At 64.5% G+C, this 14003-nt stretch carries 15 protein-coding genes; 14 read left to right on the forward strand and 1 reads right to left on the reverse strand.

All coding sequences use genetic code 11. The features are described 5' to 3' along the window. The first annotated feature begins 226 nt into the window (after nucleotides 1-226). The 4 genes from ACR64R_RS17775 (at nucleotide 227) to ACR64R_RS17790 (ending at nucleotide 4967) form a co-directional block, all read left to right on the forward strand. Nucleotides 227-1222: a substrate-binding domain-containing protein gene (locus ACR64R_RS17775; RefSeq protein WP_487357634.1), complete on the forward strand. Its 996-nt coding sequence runs from the start codon at nucleotides 227-229 to the stop codon at nucleotides 1220-1222. A gap of 143 nt (nucleotides 1223-1365) precedes the next feature. After that, on the forward strand, nucleotides 1366-2919 hold the full coding sequence (locus ACR64R_RS17780) for a sugar ABC transporter ATP-binding protein (RefSeq protein WP_487357635.1): 1554 nt from the start codon (nucleotides 1366-1368) through the stop codon (nucleotides 2917-2919). Then, on the forward strand, nucleotides 2916-3881 hold the full coding sequence (locus ACR64R_RS17785; RefSeq protein WP_487357636.1) for an ABC transporter permease: 966 nt from the start codon (nucleotides 2916-2918) through the stop codon (nucleotides 3879-3881). Before ACR64R_RS17780 ends, ACR64R_RS17785 begins: the two co-directional genes overlap by 4 nt. Nucleotides 3882-3950: 69 nt before the next feature. Further along, nucleotides 3951-4967 (forward strand): zinc-binding alcohol dehydrogenase family protein, encoded by a 1017-nt coding sequence (locus tag ACR64R_RS17790; RefSeq protein ID WP_487357637.1) that lies wholly within the window; start codon nucleotides 3951-3953, stop codon nucleotides 4965-4967. A 6-nt stretch (nucleotides 4968-4973) separates the two neighbouring features. On the opposite strand, the gene phnF is transcribed toward ACR64R_RS17790, so the two are convergent. Further along, nucleotides 4974-5753 carry a phosphonate metabolism transcriptional regulator PhnF gene (gene phnF, locus ACR64R_RS17795; RefSeq protein ID WP_487357638.1) on the reverse strand — a complete coding sequence of 260 codons (780 nt, stop codon included), beginning with the start codon at nucleotides 5751-5753 and terminating at the stop codon, nucleotides 4974-4976. A 91-nt stretch (nucleotides 5754-5844) separates the two neighbouring features. Here phnF and phnG point away from each other — a divergent pair, with 91 nt between their 5' ends. The 10 genes from phnG (at nucleotide 5845) to phnD (ending at nucleotide 13961) form a co-directional block, all read left to right on the forward strand. Continuing rightward, nucleotides 5845-6306: a phosphonate C-P lyase system protein PhnG gene (gene phnG / locus ACR64R_RS17800; protein WP_487357639.1), complete on the forward strand. Its 462-nt coding sequence runs from the start codon at nucleotides 5845-5847 to the stop codon at nucleotides 6304-6306. Next, nucleotides 6306-6917, forward strand: a complete 612-nt coding sequence (phnH, locus tag ACR64R_RS17805) for a phosphonate C-P lyase system protein PhnH (protein ID WP_487357640.1) — start codon at nucleotides 6306-6308, stop codon at nucleotides 6915-6917. The genes phnG and phnH overlap by 1 nt, the downstream gene beginning before the upstream one ends. 1 nt (nucleotide 6918) lies before the next feature. Then, entirely contained in the window at nucleotides 6919-8031 is a 1113-nt protein-coding gene (locus tag ACR64R_RS17810) for a carbon-phosphorus lyase complex subunit (protein ID WP_487357641.1), read from the forward strand. After that, complete coding sequence (locus tag ACR64R_RS17815) at nucleotides 8028-8939, forward strand: alpha-D-ribose 1-methylphosphonate 5-phosphate C-P-lyase PhnJ (RefSeq protein WP_487357642.1); 912 nt, start codon at nucleotides 8028-8030, stop codon at nucleotides 8937-8939. The genes ACR64R_RS17810 and ACR64R_RS17815 overlap by 4 nt, the downstream gene beginning before the upstream one ends. Continuing rightward, complete coding sequence (gene phnK, locus ACR64R_RS17820) at nucleotides 8936-9712, forward strand: phosphonate C-P lyase system protein PhnK (RefSeq protein ID WP_487357643.1); 777 nt, start codon at nucleotides 8936-8938, stop codon at nucleotides 9710-9712. Before ACR64R_RS17815 ends, phnK begins: the two co-directional genes overlap by 4 nt. 69 nt (nucleotides 9713-9781) lie before the next feature. After that, nucleotides 9782-10489, forward strand: coding sequence for a phosphonate C-P lyase system protein PhnL (phnL, locus tag ACR64R_RS17825; protein WP_487357644.1), 708 nt, complete (start codon nucleotides 9782-9784; stop codon nucleotides 10487-10489). Next, nucleotides 10486-11100, forward strand: coding sequence for a DapH/DapD/GlmU-related protein (locus ACR64R_RS17830; protein WP_487357645.1), 615 nt, complete (start codon nucleotides 10486-10488; stop codon nucleotides 11098-11100). Before phnL ends, ACR64R_RS17830 begins: the two co-directional genes overlap by 4 nt. A gap of 128 nt (nucleotides 11101-11228) precedes the next feature. Further along, complete coding sequence (locus ACR64R_RS17835; RefSeq protein WP_487357646.1) at nucleotides 11229-11939, forward strand: DUF1868 domain-containing protein; 711 nt, start codon at nucleotides 11229-11231, stop codon at nucleotides 11937-11939. Nucleotides 11940-12055: 116 nt separating this feature from the next. Next, nucleotides 12056-12913 carry a phosphonate ABC transporter ATP-binding protein gene (phnC, locus tag ACR64R_RS17840; protein ID WP_487357647.1) on the forward strand — a complete coding sequence of 286 codons (858 nt, stop codon included), beginning with the start codon at nucleotides 12056-12058 and terminating at the stop codon, nucleotides 12911-12913. 139 nt (nucleotides 12914-13052) lie between these two features. Beyond that, the gene (gene phnD / locus ACR64R_RS17845) at nucleotides 13053-13961 is read left to right on the forward strand and encodes a phosphonate ABC transporter substrate-binding protein (RefSeq protein ID WP_487357648.1); all 909 of its coding nucleotides are present in this window, start codon (nucleotides 13053-13055) and stop codon (nucleotides 13959-13961) included. The last annotated feature ends 42 nt before the right edge of the window (nucleotides 13962-14003 follow it).

The raw sequence follows: 14003 nt of genomic DNA on the forward strand, positions 1-14003 counted from the left end.
AGGAAGGAGGGACGGAAGCGCCAATGTGTTGCCAGGGACGAAGCCGGCGGAGCCGGGCGAAGCTCATCCGGCATCACACAAACGGCACCGGACACCGCTTGCATCGACCACGGCGATGCATTATCAAAAACGGTATCTGTTTTTTATTGATAAAGTTCTGTTTGGGCCACGCCTATCCAGATGGAGCTTCCGCAACCTTCACCAGGCGACTTTAGGGAGGAACCTAATGAAATTCGTGACCAGCCTTCTCACCCGCCGTGCTTTCGTGGCCTTGGCCGCCGCGTCGATGCTTGCCGGCGCGATGCACTCCGCGCCAGCCTCGGCTGCCGACGTGACCATTCCGATCATCGTCAAGGACACCACCTCTTTCTACTGGCAGATCGTTCTGGCCGGCGCCCGCAAGGCCGGCAAGGATCTCGGCATCAAAGTGCCGGAGCTCGGCGCCCAGGCCGAAACCGACGTCAACGGCCAGATTTCGATCCTCGAAAACGCCGTCGCCGGCAACCCGGCGGCCATCGTCATCTCGCCGACCGAGTTCAAGGCGCTCGGCAAGCCGATCGACGAGGCGGCGTCCAAGGTAAAGGTCATCGGCATCGACTCAGGCGCCGACTCCAAGGCCTTCACCTCCTTCCTGACCACCGACAACGTCCAGGGCGGCCGCGTCGCCGCTGACGGCCTCGCCGCTGCCATCGGCGCCGCCAATGGCGGCAAGGTGGAAGGCAAGGTTGCGCTGATCACCGCGCTGCCCGGCGCCGGTTCGCTCGAGCAGCGCAAGCAGGGCTTCATCGAACAGATCAAGGCCAAGTATCCGGGCCTCCAGCTCGTCGCCGACAAATATGCCGACGGCCAGGCCACCACCGGCTTGAACATCGCCACCGACCTGATCACCGCCAATCCGGACCTGAAGGGCATCTTCGCCTCCAACCTGATCATGGCGCAGGGCGTCGGCCAGGCGATCGCCGAGAACAATCTGGGCGGCAAGGTGGCGTTGATCGGCTTCGACAGCGACGAGAAGCTGATCAAGTTCCTGAACGACGGCGTGATCTCCGGTCTCGTGGTCCAGGATCCGTACCGGATGGGCTATGACGGCATAAAGACCGCCCTGGCCGCCTCGAAGGGCGAGAAGGTGGAGGCCAATGTCGACACCGGCGCCAACCTCGTGACCAAGGCGAACATGAAAGATCCGAAGATCGACGCGCTGCTCAACCCGAAGCTCAACTGAGCAGGCCGTCGCCTCAGTCGTTTCCGGGGCCTCGCGCCCCGGAAACTTCCGTCAGGCGATTTGGAATTTCGCCCGCCTGATTTAGCATCCGAGATGCGCGTCCCTGCGTACCCAACGGTTGAGACCAATCTGGGAGGATTGTCATGACGTCGACGGCGCAGGAATTGCATCCGGCCCCTACGCTGGAACCGGGCAGGACGATCCTCGAGCTCAACGGCCTCGAAAAGCGCTATCCCGGCACGCATGCGCTGAAGCCGGTGCACCTTGCCTTCAAGGCGGGCGAGATCCACGCCATCGTCGGCGAGAACGGCGCCGGCAAGTCCACCCTCATCAAGCTTCTGACCGGCGTCATGCCCCGCACCTCGGGCGAGGTCATCTGGGAAGGCAAGCCAGTAGCTCTGGCCACCCCGCATGAGGCGATGGCGCTGGGCATCAACGCCGTCCACCAGGAAGTGGTGCTGTGCCGCCATCTCACCGTCGCCGCCAACATGTTCCTGGGCGAGGAAGAATCCCGCTTCGGCCTCCTGCAGCAGCGCGCCATGGTCAAGGATGCGCAGAAGATCATCGATGGGCTGGGCTTCGACCTGCCGGCGCATGTCATGCTCGGCGATCTCACGATCGGCCAGCAACAGCTGATCGCCGCGGCACGGGCCACCGTACGCGGCACGAAATTCCTGATCTTCGACGAGCCGACCGCCTACCTTACCCGCAAGGAAGCCGACCAGCTCTTCAAGCTGATCCGAAGGCTGAAGGGCGAAGGCGTTACCATCATCTACATCAGCCACCGCATGGAGGAGGTGTTCGAGCTCGCCGACCGCGTTTCCGTACTGCGCGACGGCACCTTGGTCGGCACCCGCGACATCGCCGAAACCGACGAGGCCGAACTGGTGAAGCTGATGATCAACCGCTCGATTGAGCAGATCTATCACAAGGAACATTTCGCCCCCGGCGCCACGATCGTCGAGACGAAGAACCTTTCCGGCAAAGGCTTCGAGAATGTTTCCGTGACCGTCCGGGCCGGCGAGATCGTCGGCCTCTACGGCCTGATCGGCGCCGGCCGCAGCGAGTTCGTCACCACGCTTTATGGCCGCCACCCGAAATCGGGCGGCCAGATCCTGTGGGAGGGCAAGGAGGTCCAGGTCAATTCCGAGCATGACGCGATCAAGCTCGGCATGGCGCTGGCCCCCGAAAGTCGCCGCGATCAAGGCCTCTGTCTTAACCTTTCCGTCGGCATGAACCTCAACCTGCCGATCTACAAGCGCATTTCCAACAACGCCCTGATCTCGGGTGCCAAGGAGAAAGCTGAGGCCGACCGCCAGATCGCCAATCTCAGGATCAAGACGCCGACGCGCAGCGCGCTCGCTTCCAGCCTGTCGGGCGGCAACCAGCAGAAGATCGTCATCGGCAAGTGGCTGGCGCATGGCGCCAAGCTGTTCATCTTCGACGAGCCAACGGTGGGCGTCGATGTCGGCACCAAGGCCGAGATCTACCGCCTGTTCTCGACGCTGCTGTCAAAGGGCGCCGGCATCATCCTGATCTCGTCCTATCTGCCGGAAGTCTACGAGCTTGCCGACACGCTGCATGTGTTCCGGCGCGGCAAGCTGGTCGCCACGCATGGCTTCCGCACGGCGAGCCACGAGGACATTCTGGGACAGGCGCTGGCCGAGAAACAAGAAAAGTCGGGAGGACAGAAATGAGCATCGAGGCGACCCCCGCCGAAAAAACCAAGCGCAATTTCAACGCGCTCTTCGGCCTGACCCTGCTTGGCCTTCTGCTTCTGATGTGGGTCGTGCTGGCCGTCGCCACGCCTTCCTTTGCCACGGCGCTCAACATCACCAATCTTCTGCGCCAGGGCTCGCTGATCGCCATTCTCGCCGTTGGCCAGACCTTCGTCATCATCACCGGCGGCATCGACCTGTCCGTCGGTGCGGTGGTCGGCTTCACCACGGTCATCGTCGCGCTTTTGATCAATGCCGGCTGGCCGATCTGGGCGGCGGTGCTGGCGACCTTGCTGGTGGGCGTCGCCATCGGCCTCTTCCACGGCTTCGGCATCGTCAAGATGGGCTTGCCGCCCTTCATCATCACTTTGGCCACCATGACCTCGCTGCGAGGCATCGGCCTTCTGATGACCAACGGCAACTCGATCTCCATCAACAGCGATCCGTTCCAGGCTTTTTCGCGCGGCTCGCTGTTCGGCATCCCCTATCTGTTCTGGATGGTGGTCCTGGTCGCCATCCCGTCCTACGTATTCCTGCACCACACGCGCTGGGGCCGTTACCTGTTCTCGGTCGGCTCCAATGCCGAGGCCGCGCGCCTATCCGGTGTCAACGTGCCGCGCACCATCTTCATGGCTTATATCCTGTCCGGCCTGCTGGCGGCCTTCGTCGGCGTGTTGCTGGCCTCACGCATCGGCATCGGCAACCCGACGCAGGGAGACACCTATGAGCTTCAGGCCATCGCCTCGTCGGTGATCGGCGGCACCTCGCTGTTCGGCGCCATCGGCTCCGTGCACGGACCGCTGATCGGCTCCTTCATCCTTTCGACGATCAACAACGGCGCCAACCTGCTTAACGTCAACACCTTCTGGCAGCGCGTCATAACCGGAGCACTGATCATCGTCATCGTCTACTTCGACGGCTTGCGCCGCCGGGGCAAATGACTCCTCCCTGAAACCAACACGCCGGCCCGGCCAGACCGAGGCCGACGCTCTTTTCGCTGGATCTGTACAATGAAAGCCGTCGTCTGCCGCTCGCCCGGCGACCTTGTCCTCGAAGACCGTGCCGATCCGGGGGCGCCACCGCGCGGCTGGGCGCGCGTCGCGGTCAGCCATGTCGGCATCTGCGGCACCGACTACCACATCTTCGAAGGCAAGCATCCCTTCCTCGCCTATCCGCGTATCATGGGCCATGAGGTTTCCGGCACCGTCGTCGAGAAAGGCGAAGGTGTCGATCTCGCCGTCGGCGAGGCGGTCATCATCAACCCCTATCTTTCATGCGGCAAGTGTATCGCCTGCCGGAACGGCAAGCCGAATTGCTGCTTGAAGATCGAGGTGCTGGGCGTGCATCGCGACGGCGCCATGTGCGACGAGATCCTCGTGCCGGCGCAGAACCTTTACCCGACGGACGGCCTCTCGCTGGCGGACGCCGCCGCGGTTGAGTTTCTGGCCATCGGCGCGCATGCGGTGCGGCGCTCTCTCGGGCCGCCCGGTGCGCGGACGCTGGTCATCGGCGCCGGGCCGATCGGCCTCGGCACGGCGATCTTCGCGCGCATCGCCGGGCTGGATGTCAGCCTGCTCGACATGAGCGCCGAGCGTCTCGGCTTCGCCGAAAAGGAACTCGGCTTCGCTCCGCTGGACAGCTCGAAGGCAGCGGCTTCCGAACTGGTGCGGCAGGCGACCGGCGGCGAAGGTTTCGACCTCGTGTTCGACGCGACCGGCAACACGCAATCGGTGCAGTCGGCCTTCGCCCATGTCGCGCATGGCGGCACGCTGGTACTGGTCAGCGTCGTCAAGGACGACATCACATTTTCCGACCCCGAATTCCACAAGCGAGAGATGACGCTGATCGGCAGCCGCAATGCGCTGAAGGCCGATTTCGAGCATGTCGCGGCCTCGATCCGCAATGGCGACGTGCCGTTGGACAAGCTCGTCACCCATCGCACCACGCTTGCCGGAACGCCCCGCGACCTTGCCCTATGGGCGCATGAGAAGTCCGGCCTGATCAAGGCCGTCATCGAGGTGGCCTGAGCGTCGTTAGTCGTTCGCCGAGAGCCTGAGCTCCACCCGCTCGGCGGGAAAGCGCGACTCCGCGAACTGGATCGGCTGGCCGTCGAGCGTGACGTTGACAGCGACGGTGACCAGCACGATGGCGCCGGGCTGCAGATCGAGCGCGGCAAGGTCGTCGGCATCGGCATGACGTGCCGACAGCACGGTCGATTGCCTGAGGTAATCGTTGATGCCGAAACGCTTGAGCGAGGCGGTGATCGACCCCGTTTCCGCCATCGCGGCCTCGATGCCGGCGAAGCGCTTGGCGTCGAACCAGGTTGTTGCTCGCGACACCGGATGACCATCGGCCTCGCCACGCGTCTCCAGGCGAATGACGGCAGCGCCCTTGGCGATGCCCAGCGCCTCGGCGATGCGCCGGCTGGCAGGCTCCGTGGATGAAGACAGGAGCGCGATATGCCGCTCGCTCGTCTGCCCCTGCAGACCGGTCGAGAAGCGCGTGCGCGCACCGATCGGATAGTACAGCCGCTTGCGCGACAGGACGAAGGTGCCGCGTCCCTGCTCTGCCTTCAGCACGCCTTCATGCACGAGCGCGGCAATGGCGCTACGCACGGTGTGGCGGTTGACGCCATAACGTTCCGCCAGCACGATTTCGGGCGGCAACGCCGCGTTCTCGGCGAAATCGCCATTGGCGATCGCCTGCAGGATCCGGTCGGCGATCTGCCGCCACAGCGACACGCCGTTCCGCCTTTCGATACTGGCCGTCAGTCCCGTCACCCATCGCCCCCAAGCATTTTCCCGGGTTGTCATCCATCCGTCATGGACTCCCGTTACGAGGTGAGTATAATTTGTATAGTTGTCTATATCAATAGACAAATTTATGAATGCAGGGAGCGATGCCATGCGAGGACAGGAAGCGCGCGAGCAGGCGGGGCGGAAGGCCATGATGGCGACGCTCGCGCATGCCGCGGCCGATGAGATCGCCCGTCTGTGGAATGAGTCGGGCCTGCCTTCCGAGGCGGAGCTTTTGCGTGGCCCGGAGACCGGACTGGTGACGGTGCGCGGGCGGATCGGCGGCGGCGGCGCCCCGTTCAATGTCGGCGAAGCGACGGTCACCCGCGCCACGGTGCGGCTGCCGTCCGGACAAGTCGGCCATTCCTATGCGCTCGGCCGCGACAAGGGCAAGGCCAGGCTTGCGGCGATCGCCGACGCGCTCTGGCAGGATCCGGCACATCGCGCGGCGGTCGAGACGAAGCTGGTCACGCCCCTGCGCGCGGCACTCGATGCGGCGCGCGAGACAAAGCGCGTCGAGACGGCGGCAACGAAAGTGGACTTCTTCACCATGGTACGCGGAGAGGACTGATGAATATCGCCACGCAATCGATCGACGGCGGCTTCACCGAGCCGGTCTTCAACGCCCAGACCGTCTTCCGCGCCATCATGGATGCGATGGCGCGCCCAGGCACCGTTCAGGACCTGCCGCAGTTCGCCCGCCCGCCAGCACCGTTGTTGGCGACGGCAGGTGCGGTGGCGTTGGCGCTCTGCGACAACGACACGCCGGTCTGGCTCGATCATCCGCTGCAGGCGGAGGCTCAGGTCAAGGCCTGGCTCGGCTTTCACACCGGCGCGCCCCTGGCCAACACGCCGGCCGACGCGCATTTCGCCTTCATCGCCAATCCGAAGGAAATGACGGCGCTCGACGGTTTCTCGCAGGGCACGCAGGAATATCCTGACCGTTCGACGACGCTCATCCTGCTCACCGGCGATCTCGGCTCCGGCCCCACCCTGCTGCTCGAAGGCCCCGGCATCGAGAAGACGGCGATGATCGCGCCGACCGGCATGCCCCGCCATTTCGTCGAGCAGCGGAAACAAAACAACCAGCGGTTCCCGCGCGGCGTCGACATCATCCTGGCGGCGCCCGGCAGCCTCGCCTGCCTGCCCCGCACCACCCGCATCAAGTCGATGGAGGCATGACATGTATGTCGCGGTGAAAGGCGGCGAAGCCGCCATTGCCAATGCGCACCGCCTGCTTGCCGATCGCCGACGCGGCGACCGCTCGGTGCCCGCGCTGCGCCTCGACCAGATCGCCGAGCAGCTTGCGCTCGGCGTCGACCGCGTGATGAGCGAAGGCTCGCTCCATGACCGCGAACTGGCGGCACTCGCCGTCGTCCAGGCGCGTGGCGACATGATCGAGGCGATCTTCCTGGTACGCGCCTACCGCACCACGCTGCCGCGCTTCGGCTACACCAATCCGGTCGATACCGGCGCCATGCAGCTCGAGCGGCGCGTGTCGGCCACCTACAAGGACCTGCCGGGCGGCCAAGTGCTTGGCCCGACCTTCGACTATACCCACCGCCTGCTTGATCCCGAGCTCGCCGCCGGTGCCGAGGTCGAAGCGCCCGCGCGGCGTCCGGTCGAGGCCGAAGCCATGCCGCGCGTCTCCGCGATCCTCGCCCATGAAGGCCTGATCGAGGCCGATGGCGACATGCCGTTGGACCATGTACCCGGCGACATCACCCGCGAGCCGCTGCAATTCCCGATGGCGCGCGACATCCGCCTGCAGGCGCTGTCGCGCGGCGACGAAGGGTTCCTGCTGGCGCTCGGCTATTCGACACAGCGCGGCTATGCCCGCAACCACCCCTTTGTCGGCGAGGTCCGTATCGGCGAGGTCGAGCTGGAGCTGGAGGTGCCGGAACTCCCCTTTGCCGTGCCGCTCGGTTCGATCCGCGTCACCGAATGTCAGATGGTCAACCAGTTCAAGGGCTCGGCCAAGGCGCCGCCGCAGTTCACCCGCGGCTACGGCCTGGTCTTCGGCCAGAGCGAGCGCAAGGCGATGGCGATGGCGCTCTGCGACCGGGCGCTGCGCGCCGGCGAGCTTGGCGAGGATGTCGTCGCCGCCGCGCAGGACGAAGAATTCGTCATCTCGCATTCCGACAATGTCCAGGCGACCGGCTTCGTCGAGCATCTGAAACTGCCGCATTATGTCGACTTCCAGGCCGAGCTCGGCCTGGTGCGCCGCATGCGCACTGAATACGAGGCGCGCGAGAACGAGGACAAGGCCGAACAGAAAAGGGAGGCCGCGGAATGAACGCGCAATCGACCGACATCGCAACCTACAACTTCGCCTATCTCGACGAACAGACCAAGCGGATGATCCGCCGCGCCATCCTGAAGGGCATCGCCATTCCCGGCTACCAGGTGCCATTCGCCTCGCGCGAAATGCCGATGCCCTATGGCTGGGGCACGGGCGGCGTCCAGGTCACCGCTTCGATCATCGGCCCCGAAGATGTGCTGAAAGTCATCGACCAGGGCGCGGACGACACGACCAACGCCGTCTCGATCCGCGCTTTCTTCAAGAAAGTCGCCAAGGTCGCTGTCACCACCGAAACGACGAAAGCCACTATCATCCAGACACGCCACCGCATCCCCGAGCAACCGCTGACGGCTGCCCAGGTACTGGTCTTCCAGGTGCCGATTCCCGAGCCGCTGCGCTTCCTCGAGCCGCGTGAGACCGAGACACGCAAGATGCATGCGCTCGAGGAATACGGCCTGATGCATGTGAAGCTCTATGAGGACATCGCCAAGCACGGCCGCATCGCCACCACCTACGCCTATCCGGTCAAGGTCGAGGGCCGTTACGTGATGGACCCCTCGCCGACGCCCAAATTCGACAATCCGAAGATGCATCGTTCGCCGGCTTTGCAATTGTTCGGCGCTGGCCGCGAGAAGCGCATTTACGCGGTGCCACCTTTCACCGACGTCGTCAGTCTGGATTTCGAGGATCATCCGTTCGAGGTGCAGAGCTTCGACCAGCCCTGCGCTCTCTGTGGCGCCGGGAATGTCTATCTCGACGAGGTCATCCTCGACGACCATGGCGGCCACATGTTCGTCTGTTCGGACACCGACCATTGCGAGAAGCGGCGTGCCGACGGCCATCACGGCCATCTCGCCGCCGAAAACCATCTTGCCTCGGACAAGACGGAGCCGGCCGAATGAGCGACGAACCTCTGCTGCGCGTCTCGGCGCTGTCCAAATTTTACGGCTCGCGCGTCGGCTGCGAGAACGTCACTTTCGACCTCTGGCCGGGCGAGGTCCTGGCGGTGGTCGGCGAGTCCGGCTCCGGCAAGACGACGCTGCTCAACTGCCTGTCGACCAGGCCGCTGCCCTCCTCCGGCACGGCCAGCTACCGCATGCGCGACGGCCAGTGGCGCGAGCTTTACCGCATGAGCGAGGCCGAGCGTCGCTTCCTGATGCGCACCGACTGGGGCTTCGTCCACCAGAATCCGGCCGACGGCCTGCGCATGACGGTGTCGGCCGGCGCCAACGTCGGCGAGCGGCTGATGGCGGTGGGCGACCGCCACTACGGCAGGATCCGCGCCACCGCCGTCGACTGGCTGTCTCGCGTGGAGATCGGTGAGGATCGCATCGACGACGAGCCGCGCGCCTTTTCCGGCGGCATGCGCCAGCGCCTGCAGATCGCCCGCAACCTGGTCACCGGACCGCGCCTGGTGTTCATGGACGAGCCGACCGGCGGGCTCGACGTCTCGGTCCAGGCGCGACTGCTCGACTTGTTGCGCGGCCTGGTCACCGATCTCGGGCTGGCCGCGATCGTCGTCACCCACGACCTCGCCGTGGCACGGCTCCTGTCGCAGCGCATTATGGTGATGAAGGACGGCCGCGTCGTCGAAAGCGGCCTCACCGACCGCGTGCTCGACGATCCGCGCGCGCCTTATACCCAGCTTCTCGTGTCTTCGATTTTGCAGGTCTAGCCGCATGGTCCCGAAAAGTGGAAGCCGGTTTTCGGACCAGACCATGCGGCAAAATAAAGGACTCTAACCATGGCCACTCCTCTCGTTGTCTCGGACGTCGCCAAAAGCTTCACCATGCATCTGCGCGACGGCATCACGCTTCCGGTGGTGCAGGGCGTCTCCTTCTCGATCCGCGCCGGCGAATGCGCCGTGCTCGGCGGTCCGTCCGGCGCGGGCAAGAGCTCGATCCTGAAGATGCTCTACGGCAACTATGCCGTCGACGAAGGCCAGATCATCGTCCAGCACGGGAACGGCCTGATCGATCTCGCCAGCGCCAGCCCGCGCACCGTGCTTTCCGTGCGCCGGCAAACGATCGGCTATGTCAGCCAGTTCCTGCGCACCGTGCCGCGCGTCTCGGCGCTCGATGTCGTCGCCGAGCCGCTGGTCGAGCGCGGCGAGGACAGGGAAAGCGCGCGGGCGAAGGCGCGTTCGCTGCTGGCGCGGCTCAACCTTCCCGAAAAGCTGTGGGCCCTGCCGCCGGCGACCTTCTCGGGCGGCGAGCAGCAGCGCGTCAACATTGCGCGCGGTTTCATCACCGAGCATCCGATCCTGCTGCTCGACGAGCCGACCGCTTCGCTTGATGCGAAGAATCGCGATGTCGTGGTCGAACTCATCGGGGCCAAGAAGGCGGCGGGCGTTGCCCTGCTCGGTATCTTCCACGACCTCGACGTGCGCGACGCGGTCGCCGATCGCGTCATCGATGTCACCGCGTTCGCGGCAGCCAAGGCAGCAGCATGATGAAGCTTTCGGAGACGCCGCTGATCCATCCCACGGCGCAGGTCGAGAACTCCACGCTCGGTCGCTGGACCGAGATCGCCGAGCGCAGCCGCGTCGCCGAATGCGAGCTTGGCGACTATTCCTACATGATGCAGGATTGCGCCGTCTGGTGCGCCACCATCGGCAAGTTCTCCAACATCGCTGCGAGCGTGCGCATCAACGCCACCAATCATCCGACATGGCGGCCGACGCTGCATCACTTCACCTACCGCGCGTCGGACTATTGGGACGACGCCGAGCACGAAAGCGCGTTTTTCGCTGAGCGCCGCGCCAGGCGCGTCACCATCGGCCACGACACCTGGCTCGGCCACGGCTCGACCATCCTGCCGGGGGTCACCGTCGGCGACGGCGCGGCGGTCGGCGCCGGCGCGGTCGTGTCGAAGGACGTCGCGCCCTACACCATCGTCGGCGGCGTGCCGGCAAAGCCGATCCGCGAGCGTTTCGACCGCCGCACCGCCGAGCGCTACCAGGCGCTCGCATGGTGGGATTGGGACCACGCCAGGCTGCGCGCCGCGCTCGACGATTTTCGCGAGCTGGAGGCGGAGGCGTTCCTGGAGAAATATGGCGGCTGAAGATCGTGAATGGTGAATGGCAACGAAGCTCTTCTTCTCACCATTCACCATTCACCATTCACCATTCACCATTCACATCCTTGACACATGACTCGGACAGGACGCGATCTCCCCCCAAGGAGATCGCCATGCTCGACACAACCAGACCTTCGCTCGCCGGATTTTTCGAAGGTACCAACCCGATAGCGCCGGTGCACCTCGGCACCCGTTACGACACGGCCGGCAACTTCCTCCTCGAACCGGGCAACACCGTCGTCTGCCATCTGGTCGAAGGCTCGCCTTCGCAAGCAGCAATTGTCGCGGTACGCGAGCGCATGCATGCCATGCCCGATGCCGATCGCCTCGCCTTCACGCCGATCTCCAGCCTGCACATGACGCTGTTCCAGGGCGTCATCGAATACCGGCGCCGCCTTCCCTACTGGCCTTCGGACGTTCCGATCGACACCGGCATCGACGAGATGACCCGCCTCTATTTCGAACGTCTGCAAGGCTTCGAGGGCCACGGCCCGTTCAAGGTCAAGGTCGTCGAAGTCGTGCCGACCGGCCTCACCGTCGCCGGCGTCACCGAGGAAGACAGACAAAACCTGAAGGCCTGGCGCGACGCGCTGTCGGTACCGTTCGGCTACCGCCATCCGGACCACGACTCCTATGTCTTCCATATCACCTTCGCCTACCAGATCCGCCGTCTCGCCGACGAGCGGGCCTCCGCCTGGCAGGACCTGTTCGATGACTGCAAGTCATTCCTCGAGCGCGAAGCTCCGGTGATCGAACTCAGGCCCCCGGCCTTCTGCAGTTTCAAGGACATGAAGAATTTCGAGGAACTGCTGGTGCTTGGCTAAATCTCCAAGCCTGTGACTCGTAACAAAACTGACATCAATCCGACACCCCAGCTTCATCGGCCTGCGCTAGCGAAGGTCAACAGACCTGCAAAACCGCGACGGACTGGAGCTTTGGTATGTCGGCATCATCGGCCACGCTGGAAATCCGCGGCGTAACCCGACGATTTGGCAAGAACACCGCTGTCAGCGATATCAACATCTCGATCCCGCACGGTCAGATGGTCGGCATCATCGGTCGCTCGGGCGCCGGCAAGTCGACGCTTCTACGCATGATCAACCGTCTCATCGATCCCAGCCATGGGTCGATTTTTTTTGACGGCGCCGAGGTCTCAAGCCTGCGGGGTTCGCCGTTGCGCCGCTGGCAGCGCGACTGCGCCATGATCTTCCAGCAGTTCAACCTCGTGCCGCGCCTCGACGTCTTAACCAACGTGCTGCTCGGCCGCCTCAACCATCGCTCCACGGTTTCCAACCTGCTCGGCATGTTCACGCGTACCGAATGCGCCGAGGCGGTGGCCGCGCTGGAGCGCCTCGACATTGCCCGCACCGCGCTGCAGCCGGCCGGCACCTTGTCCGGCGGCCAGCAGCAACGTGTGGCGATCGCCCGCGCCATGATGCAGCAGCCGAAAGTGCTTCTGGCCGACGAGCCGATCGCCTCGCTCGACCCGCTCAACGCCAAGGTGGTGATGGACTCGCTGCGCGACATCAACCTGCGCGAAGGCATCACCGTCGTCACCAATCTCCATACGCTGGACACCGCCCGCGCCTATTGCAGCCGCATCATCGGCATGGCCGCCGGCAAGGTCGTCTTCGACGGCGCCCCTGAAGACCTCGACCGCGACGCCGTGCGCACCGTCTATGGCGCCGATGCCAGCGGCACCGAGATCTCGGAAGCCATCACGTCGACCAGCGTGACCGTCAAGCCGAGGATCACCGCATCCGCCGGACCGCTCGAACCCGCCTTCCCTGGCTACTGAGTTCCGCCCGCTCGGACCCAGGCGGTCCGGGCAGAACGTGGGTTTCGGCAGAGCAACCCGGATCGCCCGCCAGCGTCAAAGGCAAGACTTGAAAATCAGAACGCTGCCGGCGCGCGGCCGGAAAACAGGAGAGAGCAAAATGTTCAGGAAAATGGTTTTTGGGGCGGTTTCGCTGCTCGCCATGGCGGCAAGCGCAGCGCACGCCGCCGATATCAAGGAGTTCCGCGTCGGCATCCTCGGCGGCGAGAACGAGGCCGATCGTCTGCGCAACTACCAGTGCCTCGCCGACCACCTGAAGTCGGAATTCGGCTTCGAGAAGGTGTCGCTGTTCCCGGCCGCCGACTATGACGGCGTCATCCAGGGCTTGCTCGGCGGCACGCTCGACTTCGCCGAGCTCGGCGCGTCCGGCTACGCCAGCGTCTATCTGAAGGACCCGAAGGCGGTCACCCCGATCCTCACCACCAAGCAGACCGACGGCTCGACCGGTTACTACTCGATCGGCCTGGCGCTCAAGACCTCCGGCATCACCGACATCAAGTCGGCCAAGGGCAAGAAGCTCGGCTACGCCGACCCGGACTCGACCTCGGGCTACCTGATCCCGCTGACCCAGATTCCGAAGGACACCGGCGCTTCCAACGAGACTTACTTCGCCTCGACCCAGTTCAACGGCGGCCATGAGAACAACATCCTGGCCGTACGCGACGGCAAGGTCGACGTAGCGGTGGACGATTCCTCCGGCATCGGTGACTTCAAGAACGGCTACACCTCCGGCACCTTCCACAAGGAAGTCGCCAAGGGCGCCGTCGACCCGAACGACTTCGTCGAGGTGTGGCGCTCGGGACTGATCCCGAACGGTCCGCTGGTCGTGCGCACCGCGCTCGGCGACGAAATGACGGCGAAGCTGACCGCCTTCTTCACCGCCCTGCCCACCAAGGACAAGGCTTGCTTCGAAGGCGTCGAAGGCGGCGATTTCACCGGCTATGTCCCGGTCAAGCCTGACTTCTACAACGTCATTGTCGAAGCCCGTAAAGCCGCTATCGGCGGCTGAAGGCAGCAGGAAAAAGGGCGGCGTTCGAAACGCCGCCCTTTT

This window comes from Mesorhizobium sp. MC2-1-1 (genome assembly GCF_057597255.1).

Excerpts from the sequence above, each read along its gene's own strand:
- phnD (WP_487357648.1), top strand. The coding sequence starts at position 13,053 with ATGTTCAGGAAAATGGTTTTTGGGGCGGTTTCGCTGCTCGCCATGGCG.
- ACR64R_RS17810 (WP_487357641.1), top strand. The coding sequence starts at position 6,919 with ATGTATGTCGCGGTGAAAGGCGGCGAAGCCGCCATTGCCAATGCGCAC.
- phnK (WP_487357643.1), top strand. The coding sequence starts at position 8,936 with ATGAGCGACGAACCTCTGCTGCGCGTCTCGGCGCTGTCCAAATTTTAC.
- ACR64R_RS17780 (WP_487357635.1), top strand. The coding sequence starts at position 1,366 with ATGACGTCGACGGCGCAGGAATTGCATCCGGCCCCTACGCTGGAACCG.
- ACR64R_RS17835 (WP_487357646.1), top strand. The coding sequence starts at position 11,229 with ATGCTCGACACAACCAGACCTTCGCTCGCCGGATTTTTCGAAGGTACC.
- ACR64R_RS17830 (WP_487357645.1), top strand. The coding sequence starts at position 10,486 with ATGATGAAGCTTTCGGAGACGCCGCTGATCCATCCCACGGCGCAGGTC.
- ACR64R_RS17815 (WP_487357642.1), top strand. The coding sequence starts at position 8,028 with ATGAACGCGCAATCGACCGACATCGCAACCTACAACTTCGCCTATCTC.
- ACR64R_RS17790 (WP_487357637.1), top strand. The coding sequence starts at position 3,951 with ATGAAAGCCGTCGTCTGCCGCTCGCCCGGCGACCTTGTCCTCGAAGAC.
- phnC (WP_487357647.1), top strand. The coding sequence starts at position 12,056 with ATGTCGGCATCATCGGCCACGCTGGAAATCCGCGGCGTAACCCGACGA.
- ACR64R_RS17785 (WP_487357636.1), top strand. The coding sequence starts at position 2,916 with ATGAGCATCGAGGCGACCCCCGCCGAAAAAACCAAGCGCAATTTCAAC.
- phnF (WP_487357638.1), bottom strand. The coding sequence starts at position 5,753 with ATGACAACCCGGGAAAATGCTTGGGGGCGATGGGTGACGGGACTGACG.
- phnG (WP_487357639.1), top strand. The coding sequence starts at position 5,845 with ATGCGAGGACAGGAAGCGCGCGAGCAGGCGGGGCGGAAGGCCATGATG.
- phnL (WP_487357644.1), top strand. The coding sequence starts at position 9,782 with ATGGCCACTCCTCTCGTTGTCTCGGACGTCGCCAAAAGCTTCACCATG.
- ACR64R_RS17775 (WP_487357634.1), top strand. The coding sequence starts at position 227 with ATGAAATTCGTGACCAGCCTTCTCACCCGCCGTGCTTTCGTGGCCTTG.
- phnH (WP_487357640.1), top strand. The coding sequence starts at position 6,306 with ATGAATATCGCCACGCAATCGATCGACGGCGGCTTCACCGAGCCGGTC.